The sequence below is a fragment of the Pseudomonas sp. JQ36 genome (assembly GCF_053851495.1).
Genome location: NZ_CM132642.1, coordinates 1,760,479 through 1,779,792, shown reverse-complemented (window position 1 = coordinate 1,779,792; position 19,314 = coordinate 1,760,479). Strand labels below are relative to the sequence as shown.

Here is a 19,314-nt window from a genome sequence, read left to right as displayed (position 1 = left end):
AGGATTTGTCATGACTATTGCCAACGATCCGATTGTTATTGTCAGCGCCGTCCGCACCCCAATGGGCGGTTTTCAGGGCGAACTGAAAAGCCTCACCGCGCCGCAACTTGGCGCTGCCGCGATCAAGGCAGCGGTTGAGCGCGCCGGAGTTGCCAGCGACGCGGTTGATGAGGTGTTGTTCGGTTGCGTATTGCCCGCCGGCCTCGGTCAGGCGCCGGCGCGGCAGGCAGCTTTGGGCGCCGGGCTGGATAAATCGACGCGCTGCACCACGGTCAACAAGATGTGCGGCTCGGGCATGGAAACCACCATTCTCGCCCACGACATGCTGGTCGCCGGCAGCGCCGATGTGGTGATCGCCGGCGGCATGGAAAGCATGTCCAACTCCCCGTATCTGCTGGATCGTGCCCGCGCCGGCTACCGCATGGGCCACGGCCGGGTGCTCGACTCGATGTTCCTCGACGGTCTCGAAGACGCCTACGACAAGGGCCGGCTGATGGGCACCTTCGCCGAAGACTGCGCCGAAACCAACGACTTCAGCCGCGAAGCCCAGGATGCCTTTGCCATCGCTTCGACCACCCGCGCCCAGCAGGCGATCGAGGACGGCAGCTTCAAGGCCGAGATCGTTCCGCTGACCGTGACCGTCGGCAAGGAGCAGGTGCTGATCAGCAACGACGAGCAGCCGCCGAAAGCCAAACTGGACAAGGTCGCCTCGCTGAAACCGGCGTTCCGCGAAGGCGGCACGGTGACTGCGGCCAACTCCAGCTCGATCTCCGACGGCGCTGCGGCGCTGGTGCTGATGCGCCAGTCGCAAGCACAGAAACTTGGTCTCAAACCACTGGCGGTGATTCACGGTCACGCGGCATTTGCCGACACTCCTGGCCTGTTCCCGGTGGCGCCGATTGGCGCGATCAAGAAGCTGGTGAAGAAGACCGGTTGGGCGTTGAACGAGGTCGATCTGTTCGAAATCAACGAAGCGTTCGCCGTGGTGGCGATGGCGGCGATGACCCATCTGGAAATCCCTCACGACAAGCTCAACGTGCACGGCGGCGCCTGCGCGCTGGGCCATCCGATCGGCGCCTCGGGCGCGCGGATTCTGGTGACCCTGCTCTCGGCCCTGCGCCAGAAAAACCTGAAACGCGGGATCGCGGCGATCTGTATCGGCGGCGGTGAAGCCACGGCAATGGCCGTGGAATGCGTCTACTGAGGCCAGCACCCGTTCTCCCTGTGGGAGGGGGCTTGCTCCCGAAGGCAGTGTGTCATTCAGAAATTATCTGACTGACACGGCCAATTCGGGAGCAAGCCCCCTCCCACAATGTATAGGCGGTGCGACTTGAATTTAAGGATTCACCATGATTCCCAACGAAGACCAAACCCAGATCCGCGACATGGCCCGGCAGTTCGCCGAGGAGCGGCTGAAACCGTTCGCCGCCGAGTGGGATCGCGAGCATCGTTTCCCCAAGGAAGCCATCGGCGAAATGGCCGAACTGGGCTTTTTCGGCATGCTGGTGCCGGAGCAGTGGGGCGGCTGTGACACCGGCTACCTGGCGTACGCCATGGCTCTGGAAGAAATCGCCGCCGGCGACGGCGCCTGCTCGACCATCATGAGCGTGCACAACTCGGTGGGCTGCGTGCCGATCCTCAAGTTCGGCAACGACGACCAGCGCGAACGCTTCCTCAAACCGCTGGCCAGTGGCGCCATGCTCGGGGCCTTCGCCTTGACCGAACCGCAGGCCGGTTCCGACGCCAGCAGCCTGAAAACCCGTGCCCGTCTGGAAGGTGATCACTACGTACTTAACGGCTGCAAACAGTTCATCACCTCCGGGCAGAACGCCGGGATCGTGATCGTGTTTGCGGTGACTGACCCGAGTGCCGGCAAGCGCGGCATTAGCGCGTTCATCGTGCCGACCGATTCACCGGGCTATAAAGTCGCGCGGGTCGAAGACAAGCTCGGCCAGCACGCGTCGGACACCTGCCAGATTCTGTTTGAAGACGTCAAAGTACCGGTCGCCAACCGCTTGGGTGAGGAGGGCGAAGGCTACAAGATCGCCTTGGCCAACCTCGAAGGCGGGCGGGTCGGCATCGCGTCGCAAGCGGTGGGCATGGCCCGCGCTGCGTTCGAAGCGGCCCGCGACTATGCCCGTGAGCGCGATACCTTTGGCAAGCCGATCATCGAGCACCAGGCCGTGGCGTTTCGTCTGGCCGACATGGCCACGCAGATCGCCGTCGCCCGGCAAATGGTGCATTACGCCGCGGCCCTGCGTGACAGCGGTCAACCGGCACTGGTCGAGGCCTCGATGGCGAAACTGTTCGCTTCGGAAATGGCCGAGAAGGTTTGCTCGATGGCATTGCAGACGCTGGGCGGTTACGGTTACCTCAACGACTTCCCGCTGGAGCGCATCTACCGCGACGTGCGCGTCTGCCAGATCTACGAAGGCACCAGCGACATTCAGCGCATGGTCATCTCACGAAACCTTTAAACCCAAACCTGTGTAGGAGCTGCCGCAGGCTGCGATCTTTTGCTTTTGATTGTTAAAAACAAGATCAAAAGATCGTCCGAACGCGGCCCGAACCTGCGGCAGCTCCTACAGGGTACAAATTCAGGAGTCATGTATGAGCTACGAAACGATTCTGCTGGAAAACCATGGCCGCGTCGGCCTGATCACCCTCAACCGCCCACAGGCGCTGAACGCCCTGAACGCGCAACTGGTCAGCGAAGTGAACCATGCCCTGGATGCGCTGGAGGCTGATGTGAACATCGGCTGCATCGTCATTACCGGTTCGAAGAAAGCCTTCGCCGCCGGTGCCGACATCAAGGAAATGGCCGAGCTGACCTACCCGCAGATCTACATGGATGACCTGTTCAGCGACAGTGATCGCGTGGCCAACCGCCGTAAGCCGATCATTGCTGCGGTCAACGGCTTCGCCCTTGGCGGCGGCTGCGAACTGGCGCTGATGTGCGACTTCATTCTGGCCGGCGACAACGCCAAATTCGGCCAACCGGAAATCAACCTCGGCGTGCTCCCGGGCATGGGCGGCACCCAGCGCCTGACCCGCGCCGTGGGCAAAGCCAAGGCCATGGAAATGTGCCTCAGCGGGCGGATGATCGATGCGGTGGAGGCTGAGCGCTGCGGCATCGTCGCGCGGATCGTGCCGAGTGATGAACTGCTCGACGAGGCGCTGAAGGTCGCTGCGGTGATCGCCAGCAAATCACTGCCGATTGCGATGATGATCAAGGAAAGCGTCAACCGTGCCTTTGAGGTTAACCTGACTGAAGGCGTGCGCTTCGAGCGCCGAGTGTTCCATGCGGCGTTCGCCACGCAGGATCAGAAGGAAGGCATGGCGGCGTTTGTCGCCAAGCGTGCACCGGAGTTTCAGGGCAAATAATGCGCTGAGCTGACTGACGCCTTCGCGAGCAAGCCCGCTCCCACACTGGATTTGTGTACGACACAGATCCAGTGTGGGAGCGGGCTTGCTCGCGAAGCTTTTGGCATTACAACGGGTAGTTCTTCAGCTCCCGCGCAATCACCATCCGCTGAATCTCGCTCGACCCCTCGTAGATCTGGGTAATCCGCGCATCGCGGTAGTACTTCTCGACCGGATAGTCCTCCAGATACCCATACCCGCCATGAATCTGAATCGCCGAGGAGCAGACTTTCTCGGCCATTTCCGAGGCGAACAGTTTGGCCTGTGACGCCTCCGACAGGCATGGTTTGCCCGCTGTGCGCAGGCGCGCCGCGTGCAGGATCATCAAGCGCGCCGCGTTGATTTGCATGTGCATGTCGGCCAGCAGATTGGCGATGCTCTGGTGTTCGTTGATCGGCTTGCCGAACTGGATGCGATCGCGGGAATACACCAGCGCCGCTTCAAACGCTGCCCGAGCGATGCCCAAGGCCTGCGCGGCGATGCCGATGCGGCCGCCTTCGAGGTTGGACAGGGCAATCGCCAGACCCTTGCCGCGTTCGCCGAGCAGGTTGGCCTCGGGAATGCTGCAGTTGTTCAGGGTCACTGCGCAGGTGTCGGAGGCACGGATGCCCATCTTGTGTTCGGTGCGATCGACGATGAAACCCGGGGTATCGGTCGGTACGAGGAACGCGGAAATGCCTTTCTTGCCCAGATCCGGGTCGGTCACTGCAAACACGATCGCCAGTTTCGCCCGTTTGCCATTGCTGACAAATTGCTTGGCGCCGTTGATCAGCCACTGGCCGTCGCGCAGTTCGGCGCGGGTGCGCAGGTTGTGCGCTTCGGAGCCGGCCTGCGGTTCGGTCAGGCAGAAGCAACCAATCGTCTGGCCACTGGCGAGGTCGGCCAGCCAGGTCTTTTTCTGTTCTTCGCTGCCGTAATTCATGACGGGGCCGCAGCCCACCGAATTGTGGATGCTCATGAACGCACCGGTGGCGCCGTCGCCGGCAGAGATTTCTTCCACCGCCAAGGCGTAGGCCACGTAATCGACGTAAGTGCCGCCCCATTCCTCGGGCACCACCATGCCCAGCAGGCCGAGTTCGCCCATTTTTGCCACCAGCGCGTCGTCGATCCAGCCGGCCTTTTCCCAGGCTTGCGCATGCGGCGCGATTTCGCCACGGGCGAAGTCCCGGGCCATGTCGCGGATCATCACTTGTTCTTCAGTCAGTTCGAGATCGTGCATGGCTCAGCTCCCGCTCTCAGTGAAACCGTGGAAAAAACTCGCGACATGCCCGGCGTCCAGCGCAGCGAGGGTCGGCGGGTTCCAGCGTGGTGTCTTGTCTTTGTCGATCAGCAGGGCGCGCACGCCCTCGATCAGGTCGCCGCGTGCGAACCACTGGCAATCCAGATGCAGTTCGAGGGCGAAGCAGTGTTCCAGGCTCAGTTGGCGACCGCGCCGGAGCATCTCCAGGGTCACGGCCATTGCCAGCGGTGAGCGGGTCTGCAGCAGATCAGCAGTGGTGGTCGCCCACTCATGGCTGTCGGCGACGGTGACCGCGCGCAGTTGCTCGACGATGCTCGGCACGTCCGGCAGGGCGAAGAAATGGTCGATGGCCGGACGCAGTTTCTTCAGCGGTGCATCGGCGAGGGTTTGCACGCCGTTTTTCGCCAACAGGCCCTGCAGATCCTTGAGCGGCGTGTCGCGCCATTCCAGGTGGTCGAGTTGTTCGTCGAGGCTCGGCAGTTGGCTGCTGTCGACAAACCAGTCGGCCAGCCCGCAGTACAAGGCATCGGCCGCGCGAATCTGCACGCCGCTGACGCCCAGATAGATCCCCAGTTCACCGGGAATCCGCGAGAGGAAATAGCTGCCGCCGACATCGGGGAAATAACCGATCGCCACTTCTGGCATCGCCAGCCGGCTCTTTTCGGTGACCACCCGCAGATCCGCACCTTGCACCAGGCCCATGCCGCCGCCGAGGACGAAACCGTCCATCAAGGCCAGCACCGGTTTGCGGTAATGATGAAGCGTCAGGTCGAGGGCGTATTCCTCGACAAAGAAATCTTCGTGCAGCGTATCGCCGCTTTTGAAGCTGTCGTACAGCGAACGGATATCGCCACCGGCACAAAAAGCCTTTTCACCGGCACCGCGCAAAACAACGGCACGCACGTTGGTGTCAGTCGCCCAGGCATCGAGTTGCTGCTGCAACTGACGAACCATGTCGAGGGTGATGGCATTGAGACCGGCGGGGCGGTTGAGGGTCAGGTGACCGATGTGATTGCGAACCTCGGCCAGCACTTCGTCTGGCGTGGCATCCATGGACGGCGTCCGCGGGGATGAAGCCTGAGCAGTCATCACTAACTCCCTGCTTTTATTGTCTTTATTCGAGAAGCTCGCGCGCGAGCGTTGACGGATCGTAACAGTGCAAATTTGCCGTGTACAACCGGGATATGTGCAGGGGGAGTTTGCGTTTTTGCAGCAGGTTGAGGATTGCTTTTGTGGCGAGGGAGCTTGCTCCCGCCGGGCTGCGAAGCGGCCCGACACGGCGAGTTTACGACTGCTGCGCAGCCGAGCGGGAGCAAGCTCCCTCGCCACAGAGATTCAGGTGCTTAACGGGTGAAAACTTCACCGATGCTACGGCGCTTGGCGTGCAGTTCGCTGGCGTGGATCAGTTGTTCAAGGTCTTCGGGCGTGACGTCGATAAACGCTTCCATGTCCGCCAGTGCCAGTTTCAAATCCTCGGCGGTAATTGCCTGGCTATCCACCGGCACCAGTGCCGGCGCTGGCTCGGCCGGGCGTTTCGGGTAGCGGATGCGCGTCAGGTTGTTATAGGCCAGGGCGCTGAGCAGCATGCAGGCGGCGGCGAGCATCACCGGTTCCATGGCTTTCCAGTCCATGGCGATGGTGGCCGGATCGGCCAGTACCAGCGTCAGCGCCAGGGCGCCGGCCGGTGGATGCAGGCAACGCAGCCAGCACATCAGAATCAGTGCCATGCCCGCCGCGAGGCAGGCGCTGCCGAGGGTTCGGCCCAACACGTGGGCCACCAACAGTGCGACAACGCTGGCGCACAGGTAGCCGCCGATGATCGACCACGGTTGCGCGAGTGCGCCGGAGGACACGGCGAACAGCAGCACCGCCGAGGCGCCCAACGGCCCGATCAGGTGATACGCCACTTCATGGCCGAACAGCTGACTGCACGCCCAGACGCTGAACAAAGTGCCCAAGGCCATGCCAATCGCGGCGCGGCTCCATTCGGTGGGGCGGGTGTTGATGGCGGCAGGCAACCAGCGAGCGAGCATGTGAATCGGGTCCTTGCGGTAAATTCGGGGCAAAAAAAGGACTTGTCCGTTTCGGAAAGTCCTCGAAGCGTTCCAACTATTGGGGGAGGAACGCGCACAGTGTGCCGGGCAAATTCGATGCTGACAAATTCATATAAATGCAGTTTCAGTGCATTATTTTTGAATTGTCGCCACACGGCGTCCACTGACAAAACACAAGTACCCACCCAGCGCCGCCAGAGCGCTCAAGGCATAGAACATGCTCGGTGCCGGCGTGTGCATCAGCAGGAACCCGCACATCACCGGGCTCAGCGCGCCGCCCAGCGCCGCGAGGTTCTGCGCGCCGTAGTAACTGCCGCGCAGCTCTTCGGGTGCAAGGGTGTCGACGAAGAGGAAATCCGCCGGGTAAATGATCATCTCGCCGAGGGTGAAGATGAACATCGCCACGCACCAGCCGACCAGACTGTCGGCCAGGCTGAAGCCGATCAAGCCGACGATGAACAGCGCGGTGCCGCCGGCAATCCAGAACCGCAGGTGCTCGCGCTTGAGAAAGCGGCCGATCTGGTATTGCAGCAGGATCACCGTGATCGCGTTGCATGCGAGCAGGGCGGCCATGGTGTCGAGGGTCTGTTGCTGGGTGTGAGTCGCGAGCAGGTATTGCGACAGGTACAGGGTGAAGCGCCCGTGAACCAGGGTGCTGAGCAGGCAACCGAGGGTGAACAGGATCATCGTGCGGTCGTTTTTCAGGATGATCAGGGTGTTCAGGAAACTCTGCGGCGGGCTGCCCGGCGCAACCGGACTGGCCTCACGAGAGACGCCCAGCAGCAGGAAAACACTGCCAGCGGCAATCAGCCCCGCGACGATAAACGGCGCAGAAGGCTGAACCCCGGCAATCACCACGCCGATCATCGGGCCAACGGCGTAGCCAATGTTGGTCAGCGTGTAGTTCAGCGAAAACGCCTTGACCCGCTGGCCGACCGGCAGGTTTTCACTGAGCATCGCTTTGGAACAGATCAGGAACAGCGCCGACGCCGTTTCACTGATGATCAGCACCAGCGTGACCAGGTACAGATTCTGCGCGAAGGTCAATAGCATCAGGCCGACACCGCTGGAAAGCATGGTCAGGATCAACAGCTGACGCTTGTCGAGGCGATCGATGATGTAGCCGCCGTACAGCGAAAACAGCGTGGCGCTGAACACGGCGATGCCCAACAGCAGACCGACGTCCTGCGGGTTGAGGCCCAGTTTGTTGCTGAGGAACAGGGTCAGCAGCGGACTGATCAGGGCACGGCTGATGACGATGCTCAGCGAGGTCATCATCAGTCGGCGGATCAGGCGGGAGTAGGTGGCCACGGCAGTGCAAATGTCCTTATTTTCATGGTGAGAAACCCTGTGGGAGCGAGCCTGCTCGCGAATACTGAGTCCCAGGCGCCAACGCAGTTGACTGACAGGACGCTATCGCGAGCAGGCTCACTCCTACAAGGGATTTGTCCTGTCAGGGCAATCTCAGGCGCATGGCGCAGCGTCGTTCGGCGGCAAAACCATGCTCGATCTCTTTCTGCAGAGCATTTCGCAAATGCACTTCCTGCTCACCCGGTGCGATCACGACAAACCCCATCCGCTGATAAAACGGCGCATTCCACGGCACGTCACAAAACGTGGTCAGGGTCACGGCGCGCATTTGTTGACGGCGGGCATGTTCAATCGCGGCCTGCACCAGTCGACGGCCTACGCCCTGACCCTGAAACGCGAGGCTGACCGACAGCTCTTCAATGTGCAGTTGCTTGCCAACATCCTGCGCGCGGATAAATCCGGCCAGTTGCGCCGAGGTGTTTTCGGCGACCCAGACATGGGCAGTGTCGATGGCCTGACGATGTTGCGCGGCACTGGCCACGTCGGTGTCGGCAAGCCAGGCGAGGGTCGGATCTGTGCGAAACAGTTCGGCAGCCGAGCGCTCGATGGCGGGGAGGGCGGCGGCATCACTCTGCCGCGCCCGGCGTACAACAAAACTCATGGTAAAAAGTCCCTGTAGGCGCTGCCGCAGGCTGCGATTTTCCTGAAAGCGCAAAAGATCGCAGCCTCAATCAGTTCCTACAAGGGCTTCAGATACAACAGCACGTAATCGTTCTTGTCGAAACGCCCCGTCAGCACCGGTTGCAGGCCAGCCAGCGAAGTGCCTTGCAGCGATTGCAGGTCCTTGCTGTCCATCATCAGCCAGGCCGGGCCCTTGAGGGCTTCGAGTTGCTGCACCGTTTCGGTGAACTGCGGTTGCAGATCCTGCTCGACGTTGACCATGAACTTGATCGCCTTGGCGTCTTTGCCCATGCCGTGCAGCACCAGCGGTGCCGGGTGCTGTTGCACCTGCGCGAAGGCAGCGCGGCTGAAGGTCTGCGTGTCGTACAGGCGTCGCTCTACCGGTTCGAACACTGCGACATACACCGTCCACAACGCCAGCACTGCGCACAGCGCCAACATTTCGGCTCGCCAGCGCGGGATCATCAGTCGCGACAACGCGAGCAATTGCACAACACCAAGTACGATCAGTACCACAGTGATGCCGTCGAGTTGCTCGGGAAAGCGGCGCCTGGAAACCAGCAGGGCCACCATCAACAGTCCCGGCGTCACCAGCCAGATGCCTTGAATCACCCCACGCAATACGCGGAACACCCGGCCATGCAGCACCTGAAACGGGTACGCGGCGATGATCGCCGCCATCGGCAACATCGGCAGCAGATAACGCGCCTTCTTTGCCTGTGGAATCGACAAGCCGACCATCACGATCAGCCCGGCGGCCGCGCAGTACTGCACCAGACGCAAGGCCGGCCCGCGCTGATGCGGTTTGCTCAGCCAGGTCGCGGCCAGCGTCAGGATCGCCAGCGGATACGCCAGTGCGTAGTTGCCCATGGAGCTGGTGAAGTAATACAGCGAGCCGCTGACGCCTTCACTGCCGTCCATGCGCCCCATGAATTGCATGCGGATCACGTCCTGCAGGAACGCTTCGCCACCACTGAGTCTGGCCAGCCACAGCAGCAGGCCGACGCACGCGGCGAGCAGGATCGACGCCAGCACACCGAACACCAACAGGCGTTGCCACTCGCGATTGAGCAAGTAGTAACTGCAGAGCATGCCGGTTGGCACCACCAGACCGATGGGCCCACGAATCCCGAAGCCCAGCAACAACAGGACAAAGATCAGCGGCCAGCGCCGGCGCGAACCGAAGTGGTTGTGTGCGTAGCCCAGGTAAAACACCGACAGCGCCACGGCGGCGAGCATCAGGTCTTGTGACACCGCGCGCACTTCGGTGACAAAGGTGCTGGTGAGCATCAGCAACGCAATGCTGATCAGTGCCCAGCGCTGCGAATGCACCGCCAGCAAGCGGTACATCAACGTCACGATCACACCGCCGGCAATGGCGCTCGGCAGCCATGCCGTCAGGGGGTTGATCGCGCCGAAGGGCAGCGCCAACAACCAGATGAACAGGGTCGAGAGCGCCGAATAGTCGGCGTACGGCTCACCGTAAGTGGTCGGGAATACCGTTGGCCCGTGTCGCAACATCTCTTGGGCAAACAGTACGAAACGTGAATCGAAGCCAACGGGCGCCTGCCCGTGAACCCCGGCGATAAACAGCAGCAGTGCCAGCAGCCCTGCGATCAGGGACTGCCGGCGGATGACAGGCGACAAGCTGATCAAGCGACTTTCGCTTTGTCAGACCACTGCTGCAGCGGCATCGGCAGTTTGCGTGAATCACCACGGCCGATCGGGAAGTATTGGAAGCCATTGCGCGCCAGACGCTCGGCGTCGTACAGGTTGCGCCCGTCGAAGATTACCGGGGCTTTCAGGCGTTGCTGGATCAGGTCGAAATCCGGTGCCTTGAACTGCTGCCATTCGGTGCAGATGATCAGCGCATCGGCACCGGCCAGCACCGATTCAGGGGTGCCCATCAACATCAGTTTCTCTTCGTTCAGGTACAGATGCTGGGTTTCCTGCATGGCTTCGGGGTCAAACGCACGAACATGGGCACCGGCGGCGAACAGCGATTCGAGCAGTACGCGACTGGGTGCATCACGCATGTCGTCGGTGTTCGGCTTGAAGGCCAGGCCCCACAGGGCGAAGGTCCTGCCGCGCAGGTCACCCTGGTAGAACGCATTGATGCGGTCGAACAACTTGTGCTTCTGCCGCTCGTTGATCGCCTCGACCGCTTGCAGCAGGTCGCTGGAGCAGTGCGCCTGCTCGGCGCTGTGAATCAGCGCGCGCATGTCTTTGGGGAAGCACGACCCGCCGTAGCCGCAACCCGGGTAGATGAAGTGATAACCGATGCGCGAGTCGGCACCGATACCCTGACGCACCGACTCGATGTCGGCCCCGAGGTGCTCGGCCAGTTCGGCGATCTGGTTGATGAAGCTGATCTTGGTTGCGAGCATGCAGTTGGCGGCGTATTTGGTCAGCTCGGCGCTGCGCAGATCCATGAACATGATGCGGTCGTGGTTGCGGTTGAATGGCGAGTACAGGTCGCGCATCACGTCTTGCACGTCGTCACCTTCACAGCCGATGACGATGCGGTCCGGACGACGACAATCGGCCACCGCCGAACCTTCCTTGAGGAATTCCGGGTTGGAGACAATATCGAACCGCAACGCTCGACCGGCCTTGTCCAGTGCGGCCTGAATGTGTGCACGCAGGGTGTCGCCGGTGCCGACCGGCACGGTGGATTTCTCCACCAGAATCAGCGGCTGTTCCCGATGCCGCGCCACGGCGTCGCCCACCGACAGCACATATTTCAGATCGGCCGAGCCATTCTCGGTGGACGGCGTCCCCACGGCGATGAAGGCGACGCGACCGTGTTGCACGGCGAGTTTTTCATCACACGTGAAATGCAGGCGACCGGAGTCCAGTCCTTCGCGCACCAGGCTCGACAGGCCCGGTTCGAAGATGCTGACGTGCCCCTGACGCAGCAGGTCGACTTTCTTCTGATCGATGTCCATGCACACGACGTCGTGACCGACTTCGGCCAACACGGCGGCCTGCACCAGACCGACATAACCGCTACCAAAAACTGTGATTTTCATGGAGCACTCCTGAGTTCGGGCGCACGAGAGGGACGAGTGTTAATAGTGATGACCCCGAGCATGACCAGTGCCACGCCCAGCGACTTGGTGAAACTGAACGATTCGTTGAACAGCGGCAGACTGGCCGCCAGCAGGTACACCAGCGCGTAGCTGATGCTCAACAGCGCATAGGCCCGGCCCAACGGCAGATCGCGCAATGCCGCGAGCCAGCAGAGCATCGACAGGGCGTAGGCGAAAATCGCGGCCACAACCACGGCCAATGCCGACAGATCGACACGGCCGGCGCTCAGCGCCGCCAGCCATTGTTCCGGCTGCGGCAGGCGCGTCATGCTCCAGCGCATGCCCAGTTGGGCACTGCTGACCAGCCCCACGCTGGCGAGAGCGAAACCGATACCTTGCGCCTGGTTCATGACGGTTGCCCCAGCAGAACCACGCCGCCGATCACCAGCGCCACGCCCAGCCAATGCCGACGGTCGATGGGTTCGCGAAAGATGAAGCGGGCGATCAGGGTAATCAGGACGAAATTGAGGCTGAGCATCGGGTAAGCGATGCCCACTTCAAGGCGTTGCAACACCAGCAGCCAGACCACCAGCCCGGCGCCGAGCGAAACCAGCGCCAGCCACAACCACGGCGAACGCAGTTTGTCGGCCCACGACGAAGCGACGCCGCGCCAGCTCTCGACGGCGAATTTCTGCGCGACTTGCCCCAGGCAGGTCAGCAGGCACGCCGTCAGTAACAAAAACCAGCTCATGCCGGATCCTCCGGCAGCACCATGATCACCAGATTGCCCGACTCGTAACGGGTACCGTCCTTGGGCAACAGGTCCAGCTCTTCGAGTTCGCCCTGTCCCTTGACGCGCATCAGCACACCCACCGAGCCGCTGCGGCGCGCGTCACGTACCCATTGTTGAACGGTGTCCTTGGTGATTCGGCGTGTTGCGCCTTGCGGGTAGGAAAGTCCGTACTTGAGCTCGCCGACCGTGTTGTACAGCGCGACCTGCGGGTCTTTCATGCGCCAGGCCAGTGCCGCTGCGGCGCCCAGATCATTGCTCAGCAGATGCGTGGCGCCAGACAGCTCGGTGACGTGCTGCCGGATGAACTGATCCGGGGTTTTGTTGGCCACCACTGACTCGGGCAATGCGGCCGGCAGGATCCCCACCAGCAACAGGCTGCCCAGCGCCGGTGCCGCCCAGCATTGCAGCGGCAGGAACGCTTGCGCCAGGTTGGCGATGATCCAGCCGATCAGGGCGATGAACACCAGCACCAGGCTGTGCAGTTCGTGGTCGTACACCGGTTTGTTCAGTTGCAGGTAAACCAGTGCAATCAGAGTGAGCACACCCAGCAGCAGGTTCAGCAAGCCATTGATCGCCAGCGCCCGTCCTTGCTCCAGACGCAAGCGATCGGCCAGCGCATTGCCCAGCAGCAACGCCATCGGTAACAGGCACGGCAGGATGTAGGTCGGCAGCTTGCCGTTGCTCAGGCTGAAAAAAACCAGCGGCAGCAGCAGCCACAACAGCAGGAAGACCATCTTCGGCTCGGCCCGGGTTTGCCAGGCTTGCCTGAACGTGGTCGGCAACAGGCCCACCCACGGCAGACTGAACGCCACCAGCAGTGGCAGGTAGAACCACCACGGCGCATCGTGCTGTGCATCGTCACCGGCAAAGCGCCGAATGTGTTCGTGCCAGAAGAAGAACCGCCAGTAATCCGGTTCCTGTGCATGCACCGCCAGTACCCACGGCAGGCTGACGATGAGCGCGATGGCGACCGCCACCGGGCCGAACATCAGCAGCTCGCGCCAGCGTTTGTGCCAGAGCATCCACGGCAACGCGATCAACACCGGCAGCAACCAGGCGAGAAAACCCTTGGTCAGGAAACCCATGCCGCAGGCCAGCCCCAATATCGCCCAGGCCCCCAGTCGCTGCGCGGTGCTTTTGCTGTCGAGCGCAAACCACAGCGCCACCAGACTCAGGTTGACCCAAAAGGTGAACTGCGGATCAAGGTTGGCGTACCCGGCCTGACCGGCAACCACCGTGAAGCTCATGTAGAGCAGGGCGCAGACGAAGCTCTTGCGCGGGTCGTTCCACAGCCTGCGCGCAACCAGGTAGGCCAGCAGCACACTCAATGCGCTGCTGAGGGCCGAGGCGAAGCGCACGCCGAACAGGTTCTGCCCGAACAATTCCTGGCCGAGGGCGATCATCCAGTAGCCGGCAATCGGTTTCTCGAAATAACGCAGGCCCATGAAATGCGGCGACACCCAATTGCCACTGAGCAGCATGTCCTGGCTGATCTGTGCGTATCGGGTTTCGTCGGGGATCCACAGGCCATGGCTGCTCAACGGCAACAGATAGGCCAGCAGACAGAAACCGACCAACAACGGCAGTGCCCAGCGTCTGGTCATGCGCCTTGCACTCCCAGCCAGCCTTCACGGCCTTCGAGCGCGCCACGTTGTACACGGCCCACGGGCAAGGTATTGAAATACTCGGGCAACAAGTCGCCCAAGGGCTGGAAGTCAATGTGGCGCTGGCGTGCATCGGCCAGCAATTGACGAAAGTCCTGAGCCATCAGAATCCCTTCGACTTCGGCATGAATGGTGTAGACGTTGAGTGCTTGCGGCCGGAAGCGGTCGAGGATGAAGGCGTTGAAGTCCTTCGCGGCCACGCGCGGGCCGACGACTTCGTCGAAGGTCGGCAGATCCACCGGAATCTGCGGGGTGCCCGGCGTGCCGTCCGCCAGCAGCGGACGGAACAGGCTTTGCCCACGGCAATCGCTGTTGTAGCGCAAGCCGAAAGTCTGCTTGGCCTCGATCACGCGCTCGTCCGCACGCCAACCGGCGGCGGCCGAACACTGGATCTTTTCGCCGAGGATGTCGCTCAAGGTGTCGACACCGCGCCGGATCTGTTCGATCAGTTGCGCGTCGCTCCAGCGCCCGGCGTTGGCCTGCCAGCCATGATGATCCCAGGCGTGCAGGCCGACTTCGTGACCGGCGTCCCGGGTCTGACGCATCAGGTGCCCGAGATCACGGCCAATCGGTTTGCCCGGCCAGGCCGTGCCGGCCAGCAAAATGTCCCAGCCGTACAGGCCGGCAGCGTTGGAACGCAGCATTTTCCAGAGGAACTGCGGGCGGATCAGGCGCCACAGATGCCGGCCCATGTTGTCCGGGCCGACACTGAAGAAAAACGTTGCCTTGACCTGCGCCTCGTCGAGCATTTCCAGCAGCCGCGGCACACCTTCCCGGGTGCCACGGTAGGTGTCGACGTCGATACGAAGACCTGCCTGCATTATTGCTTGTCCGCGATTTCGAGCATGGCTTCACGCAGGAAGAAATCCAGGGTATTGCCGATGGTCTCGCGCATTTCCACGCTCGGCTCCCAGTTCAGCAGGCGCTTGGCGTTGGCAATGCTTGGCTTGCGGTGTTCGACGTCCTGGTAACCGGCACCGTAGAACGCCTTGCTTTCCACGTCGCGGAAACCGGCGAACGGCGGGAAGTTGTGGCGCAGCGGGTGCGCTTCGAACTGACGCAGCAGCTCTTCGCCCAACTGACGGATGCTGGCTTCGTTGTCCGGGTTGCCGATGTTGATGATCTGGCCGTTGCAGACGTCGTTGTCGTTATCGATGATGCGCGCCAGTGCCTCGACGCCGTCAGCGATATCGGTGAAGCAACGCTTCTGCTCGCCACCGTCGAACAGACGGATCGGCGTGCCTTCCACCAGGTTGAGGATCAGCTGGGTGATGGCGCGGGAGCTGCCGATACGCGCCGAATCCAGACGGTCCAGACGCGGGCCCATCCAGTTGAACGGACGGAACAGGGTGAAGTTCAGGCCCTTGGCGCCGTAAGCCCAGATCACGCGGTCCAGCAGTTGCTTGGAGACCGAGTAGATCCAGCGCTGCTTGTTGATCGGGCCGACGATCAGGTTCGAGCTGTCTTCGTCGAAGTTCTTGTCCTGGCACATGCCATAGACTTCGGAAGTCGACGGGAAGATCACGCGCTTGTTGTATTTGACGCAGTAGCGCACCAGTTTCAGGTTTTCTTCGAAGTCCAGTTCGAATACGCGCAGCGGGTTGCGGGTGTATTCGATCGGGGTGGCGATGGCCACCAGCGGCAGGACCACGTCGCATTTTTTGATGTGGTACTCGATCCACTCGGAGTGAATGCTGATGTCGCCTTCGACGAAGTGGAAGTGCGGGTGGCTGCGCAGGCGGTCGATGGCGTCGGAGCCGATGTCCAGGCCATAGACTTCGTAGCGATCGTCACGCAGCAGGCGCTCGGACAAGTGGTTACCGATGAAGCCGTTGACCCCCAGAATCAGCACACGAGTGCGACGTGGCGCACGACCGGATTCAGCGCCGCGCAGCAGCGAGCCATCGACCAGCCCCAGTTCGTTGGCCAGTTGCGGGCCGCTCAGATACAGACCGTTGTCGTTGCGCTGACCGGCGTTGATCACCAGCGAATCCTGACCGCAGGCGATGCGCAGCGGATCAACGCTGATCACGCGGCCCGGCGCCTGGCCTTCGTTGCCCCCGACAACCTCTGCACTCCAGACGATCAGTTTGTGCTCGCCCACGGCGCAGAACGCGCCGGGGTATGGGCGGGTCACGGCGCGCACCAGGTTGAACAGTTCTTCGGCGGGTTTGGCCCAGACCAGTTTGCCGTCTGCCGGGGAGCGGCGACCGAACACGGTGGCTTGCGATTCGTCCTGCGGGGTTTCAGTGATGTTGCCTTGCAGCATGCTCGGCAGGATGTCGCGCAGCAGGTCGCTGGCAGCCGTGCGCAATTTGCCGTGCAGGCTCAGGCCAGTGTCGCTGCGTTCGATGGCAACACGATGCTGGGCAACGATGGCGCCGGCGTCAGCGCGTTTGACCATGCGGTGCAGGGTAACGCCGGTTTCGGTTTCGCCGTTGACCAGCACCCAGTTCGCCGGAGCACGACCGCGATAGCGTGGCAACAGCGAGCCGTGCAGGTTGAACGCGCCTTTTTTGGCCAGGGCCAGCAGTGGCTCGCTCAGCAGGTGGCGGTAATAGAAGGAGAAAATATAGTCCGGGTCGAGCTTGGCGATGCGCTCGATCCACAACGGGTGGTTGGCGTCTTCCGGGGCGTGCACCGGGATGCCTTTGCTGGCGCACAGTTGTGCAACCGACGCGTAGAACGCGTTCTCTTTCGGATCATCGGCGTGAGTGAACACGGCTGCAATGTCATAGCCGCTGTTGAGCAAGGCTTCGATGCCGGTGCAACCAATATCGTGGTAAGCGAAAACAACAGTTTTTGCACTCATGAGAGCACCTGATCGGGAGTAGAGGAAGTAGAAGAAAGACCATCAACGGTGATGGCTGGGGCCGGATGGGCCGGTTGGTTACGCAACACCTTTTCAATGAAGAAACGTGGACGGGCGCGCACATCGCTGTACATGCGGCCCAGGTATTCACCCAGCAGGCCCATGCCGATGAACTGGCCACCGGTAAACACGAACAGCACGGCGAACAGCACGAACATGCCGTCACCGGCCCAACCGGCACCGAAGGTCAGACGCAGGGCGATCAGCGCAATCGCGAACAGCACGCCCAGCCCGGCCATGGCGAAGCCGACGATGCTCAGCAGACGCAACGGGGTGGTGGTCATGCAGGTGACCAGATCGAACATCAGGTTGATCAGACGCATCGGGCTGTATTTCGAGTCGCCGTGTTCACGCTCAGCGTGGGCCACAACGATTTCGGTGGTGTGACGGGCGAAGCTGTTGGCCAGAATCGGGATGAACGTGCTGCGTTCGCGGCAGGCGAGCATCGCGTCGATGATGGTGCGGCGGTAGGCGCGCAGCATGCAGCCGTAGTCGCTCATGGCAACGCCCGTGGAGCGTTGCACCGCGAGGTTGATCAGCTTCGACGGGTAGCGGCGCAGGGCCGAATCCTGACGGTTGCCGCGCACGGTGCCGACCACGTCGTAACCTTTTGCGGCCTCGGCCACCAGCCGCGGAATTTCTTCCGGCGGGTTCTGCAGGTCGGCGTCGAGGGTGATCACCACGTCGCCCTTGCACTGTTCGAAACCGGCCATGATCGCGGCGTGCTGACCATAGTTGCGGTTGAGAATGACCGCCACGAACGGACTGTTTTCACGCCCGGCGGCTTCTTCGAGCAGGTTTGCCGATTCGTCGCGGCTGCCGTCGTCGACCAGCACGATTTCGAAATCGTGATGCAACTGGCGGCAGGCTGCCTCGGTACGACGCAGCAGCTCGGGCAGGCTTTCCTGTTCGTTGTAGATCGGGATGACGATCGACACGCTACGGATTGGATAAGGTTTCACAGGCGATTTTCCAGGGTTTGTGCGATGGCACCGACCACACGGTCAAGGTCTTGACCGGTCATGTCGGGGAACAGCGGAATCGAACACAGCCGCGCCGAGTTCCATTCGGTGTCGGGCAGGTAGAGGTCGGGGTCACGCTGGCGATACCAGGTGTGCAGGTGGGTGGCGATGAAATGGATGCCGGTGCCGATGCCCTGATCCTGCAACGCCTTCATGAAGGCTTCGCGGTCCATGCCGCAGCGCTCGTTGTCGATGCGCAGGATGAACAGGTGCCAGGCGTGTTGCTGGGCATAGGCGGGCAGGGCCAGCGGTTGCACCGGCAGGCTTTCGAGTTTTTGCAAATAGGTGCCGGCCAGCTCGGTGCGGCGGGCGTTGATGTCGTCCAGGCGTTGCAATTGCACCAGGGCAATCGCGGCGTTGATGTCGGCCAGGTTGTACTTGAAGCCCGGCTCCATGACTTGCGCCTGCGGTTTGCGGCCACCGGTCAGACGGTCATAGGCGTCAACGCCCAGACCGTGGAACTTGAGCATGCGCACACGGCTGGCCAGGGCTTCGTCGTCGGTGACGAACATCGCACCTTCGGCACAGGTCATGTTCTTGATTGCGTGGAAGGAGAAAATCGCCGTGCCTTGCGAACCGACGTGACGCCCCTTGTAGCGAGTGCCGGCAGCGTGAGCGGCGTCTTCGATGACCGCGATGCCGTGCTTGTCAGCCAGGGCGTACAGCGGATCGAGATCGAACGCAGCGCCGGCGTAGTGCACCGGGATAATCGCCTTGGTCCGAGGGGTAATGGCCGCTTCGATGCGCGCGGCGTCGGTCATCAGCGTGTCGCGATCGACATCGACGAACACCGGTTTGGCACCTAGCAGGGAGATCATGTTGGCAGTCGAGACCCAGGTCTGCGACGGGGTGATGACTTCGTCGCCCGGGCCGATGCCCAGGGCCAGCAACGTGATATGCATACCGCCGGTGGCCGAAGACAAGGCCACCGCATGTTTGCAACCCACGTATTGTGCAAACTGCTCTTCGAGTGCCTGGTTTTTCGGCCCGGTGGTGATCCAGCCCGAGCGCAATACTTGCTCGACAGCGGCAATTTCCTCATCGCCAATACTTGGGCGGGAGAAGGGGAGAAACGCCTGACTCATGGGCACCTCATTACAAGAAAATAAAGGATGGATTCACGCAGTTATTCGATCCAGCCTCAGCGCAGACACAGAAAACTGACCTTGCATCAATAACTTGGCAAAAAGCATGACGTCGGCGATTGATTGACTTTTCACGA

At 61.7% G+C, this 19,314-nt stretch carries 17 protein-coding genes; 3 read left to right on the top strand and 14 right to left on the bottom strand.

Annotation, left to right across the window (positions count from 1 at the left end; all coding sequences use genetic code 11):
- The first annotated feature begins 10 nt into the window (after positions 1–10).
- The 3 genes from ACS4NR_RS07965 (at position 11) to ACS4NR_RS07955 (ending at position 3,384) form a co-directional block, all read left to right on the top strand.
- Positions 11–1,204: an acetyl-CoA C-acyltransferase gene (locus tag ACS4NR_RS07965; protein WP_456019627.1), complete on the top strand. Its 1,194-nt coding sequence runs from the start codon at positions 11–13 to the stop codon at positions 1,202–1,204.
- 145 nt (positions 1,205–1,349) lie between these two features.
- On the top strand, positions 1,350–2,477 hold the full coding sequence (locus ACS4NR_RS07960) for an acyl-CoA dehydrogenase (protein ID WP_100848378.1): 1,128 nt from the start codon (positions 1,350–1,352) through the stop codon (positions 2,475–2,477).
- A gap of 133 nt (positions 2,478–2,610) precedes the next feature.
- Positions 2,611–3,384 (top strand): enoyl-CoA hydratase, encoded by a 774-nt coding sequence (locus ACS4NR_RS07955; protein ID WP_095135878.1) that lies wholly within the window; start codon positions 2,611–2,613, stop codon positions 3,382–3,384.
- 106 nt (positions 3,385–3,490) lie between these two features.
- Here the strand turns inward: ACS4NR_RS07955 and ACS4NR_RS07950 are convergent, their stop codons facing one another.
- The 14 genes from ACS4NR_RS07950 to arnB form a co-directional block, all read right to left on the bottom strand.
- Positions 3,491–4,642, bottom strand: coding sequence for an acyl-CoA dehydrogenase family protein (locus tag ACS4NR_RS07950; protein ID WP_456019626.1), 1,152 nt, complete (start codon positions 4,640–4,642; stop codon positions 3,491–3,493).
- Positions 4,643–4,645: 3 nt separating this feature from the next.
- Positions 4,646–5,752 carry an enoyl-CoA hydratase/isomerase family protein gene (locus ACS4NR_RS07945; RefSeq protein ID WP_456019625.1) on the bottom strand — a complete coding sequence of 369 codons (1,107 nt, stop codon included), beginning with the start codon at positions 5,750–5,752 and terminating at the stop codon, positions 4,646–4,648.
- Between the two features lie 254 nt (positions 5,753–6,006).
- Positions 6,007–6,696, bottom strand: coding sequence for an HPP family protein (locus ACS4NR_RS07940; protein ID WP_456019624.1), 690 nt, complete (start codon positions 6,694–6,696; stop codon positions 6,007–6,009).
- Between the two features lie 153 nt (positions 6,697–6,849).
- Entirely contained in the window at positions 6,850–8,028 is a 1,179-nt protein-coding gene (locus tag ACS4NR_RS07935; protein WP_456019623.1) for an MFS transporter, read from the bottom strand.
- A 142-nt stretch (positions 8,029–8,170) separates the two neighbouring features.
- On the bottom strand, positions 8,171–8,689 hold the full coding sequence (locus ACS4NR_RS07930; protein ID WP_456019622.1) for a GNAT family N-acetyltransferase: 519 nt from the start codon (positions 8,687–8,689) through the stop codon (positions 8,171–8,173).
- A 77-nt stretch (positions 8,690–8,766) separates the two neighbouring features.
- Positions 8,767–10,365, bottom strand: coding sequence for an ArnT family glycosyltransferase (locus ACS4NR_RS07925; RefSeq protein ID WP_456019621.1), 1,599 nt, complete (start codon positions 10,363–10,365; stop codon positions 8,767–8,769).
- Positions 10,362–11,741, bottom strand: a complete 1,380-nt coding sequence (locus ACS4NR_RS07920) for a UDP-glucose dehydrogenase family protein (RefSeq protein WP_095135864.1) — start codon at positions 11,739–11,741, stop codon at positions 10,362–10,364. The genes ACS4NR_RS07925 and ACS4NR_RS07920 overlap by 4 nt, the downstream gene beginning before the upstream one ends.
- On the bottom strand, positions 11,738–12,151 hold the full coding sequence (gene arnF, locus ACS4NR_RS07915) for a 4-amino-4-deoxy-L-arabinose-phosphoundecaprenol flippase subunit ArnF (RefSeq protein ID WP_095135862.1): 414 nt from the start codon (positions 12,149–12,151) through the stop codon (positions 11,738–11,740). The genes ACS4NR_RS07920 and arnF overlap by 4 nt, the downstream gene beginning before the upstream one ends.
- Complete coding sequence (gene arnE / locus ACS4NR_RS07910) at positions 12,148–12,492, bottom strand: 4-amino-4-deoxy-L-arabinose-phosphoundecaprenol flippase subunit ArnE (protein WP_456019620.1); 345 nt, start codon at positions 12,490–12,492, stop codon at positions 12,148–12,150. Before arnE ends, arnF begins: the two co-directional genes overlap by 4 nt.
- Positions 12,489–14,138, bottom strand: a complete 1,650-nt coding sequence (arnT, locus tag ACS4NR_RS07905) for a lipid IV(A) 4-amino-4-deoxy-L-arabinosyltransferase (RefSeq protein ID WP_456019619.1) — start codon at positions 14,136–14,138, stop codon at positions 12,489–12,491. Before arnT ends, arnE begins: the two co-directional genes overlap by 4 nt.
- On the bottom strand, positions 14,135–15,019 hold the full coding sequence (gene arnD, locus ACS4NR_RS07900; RefSeq protein WP_443533574.1) for a 4-deoxy-4-formamido-L-arabinose-phosphoundecaprenol deformylase: 885 nt from the start codon (positions 15,017–15,019) through the stop codon (positions 14,135–14,137). Before arnD ends, arnT begins: the two co-directional genes overlap by 4 nt.
- Entirely contained in the window at positions 15,019–17,010 is a 1,992-nt protein-coding gene (arnA, locus tag ACS4NR_RS07895; protein ID WP_456019618.1) for a bifunctional UDP-4-amino-4-deoxy-L-arabinose formyltransferase/UDP-glucuronic acid oxidase ArnA, read from the bottom strand. Before arnA ends, arnD begins: the two co-directional genes overlap by 1 nt.
- Positions 17,007–18,032, bottom strand: coding sequence for an undecaprenyl-phosphate 4-deoxy-4-formamido-L-arabinose transferase (gene arnC, locus ACS4NR_RS07890; RefSeq protein ID WP_095135852.1), 1,026 nt, complete (start codon positions 18,030–18,032; stop codon positions 17,007–17,009). The genes arnA and arnC overlap by 4 nt, the downstream gene beginning before the upstream one ends.
- On the bottom strand, positions 18,029–19,177 hold the full coding sequence (gene arnB / locus ACS4NR_RS07885; protein ID WP_456019617.1) for a UDP-4-amino-4-deoxy-L-arabinose aminotransferase: 1,149 nt from the start codon (positions 19,175–19,177) through the stop codon (positions 18,029–18,031). The genes arnC and arnB overlap by 4 nt, the downstream gene beginning before the upstream one ends.
- Between the last annotated feature and the right edge of the window lie 137 nt (positions 19,178–19,314).

What these genes read in the sequence shown, in the direction of transcription:
- ACS4NR_RS07965 (WP_456019627.1), top strand. Translation starts at nt 11, where the DNA reads ATGACTATTGCCAACGATCCGATTGTTATTGTCAGCGCCGTCCGCACC.
- ACS4NR_RS07960 (WP_100848378.1), top strand. Translation starts at nt 1,350, where the DNA reads ATGATTCCCAACGAAGACCAAACCCAGATCCGCGACATGGCCCGGCAG.
- ACS4NR_RS07955 (WP_095135878.1), top strand. Translation starts at nt 2,611, where the DNA reads ATGAGCTACGAAACGATTCTGCTGGAAAACCATGGCCGCGTCGGCCTG.
- ACS4NR_RS07950 (WP_456019626.1), bottom strand. Translation starts at nt 4,642, where the DNA reads ATGCACGATCTCGAACTGACTGAAGAACAAGTGATGATCCGCGACATG.
- ACS4NR_RS07945 (WP_456019625.1), bottom strand. Translation starts at nt 5,752, where the DNA reads ATGACTGCTCAGGCTTCATCCCCGCGGACGCCGTCCATGGATGCCACG.
- ACS4NR_RS07940 (WP_456019624.1), bottom strand. Translation starts at nt 6,696, where the DNA reads ATGCTCGCTCGCTGGTTGCCTGCCGCCATCAACACCCGCCCCACCGAA.
- ACS4NR_RS07930 (WP_456019622.1), bottom strand. Translation starts at nt 8,689, where the DNA reads ATGAGTTTTGTTGTACGCCGGGCGCGGCAGAGTGATGCCGCCGCCCTC.
- ACS4NR_RS07920 (WP_095135864.1), bottom strand. Translation starts at nt 11,741, where the DNA reads ATGAAAATCACAGTTTTTGGTAGCGGTTATGTCGGTCTGGTGCAGGCC.
- arnF (WP_095135862.1), bottom strand. Translation starts at nt 12,151, where the DNA reads ATGAACCAGGCGCAAGGTATCGGTTTCGCTCTCGCCAGCGTGGGGCTG.
- arnE (WP_456019620.1), bottom strand. Translation starts at nt 12,492, where the DNA reads ATGAGCTGGTTTTTGTTACTGACGGCGTGCCTGCTGACCTGCCTGGGG.
- arnT (WP_456019619.1), bottom strand. Translation starts at nt 14,138, where the DNA reads ATGACCAGACGCTGGGCACTGCCGTTGTTGGTCGGTTTCTGTCTGCTG.
- arnD (WP_443533574.1), bottom strand. Translation starts at nt 15,019, where the DNA reads ATGCAGGCAGGTCTTCGTATCGACGTCGACACCTACCGTGGCACCCGG.
- arnA (WP_456019618.1), bottom strand. Translation starts at nt 17,010, where the DNA reads ATGAGTGCAAAAACTGTTGTTTTCGCTTACCACGATATTGGTTGCACC.
- arnB (WP_456019617.1), bottom strand. Translation starts at nt 19,177, where the DNA reads ATGAGTCAGGCGTTTCTCCCCTTCTCCCGCCCAAGTATTGGCGATGAG.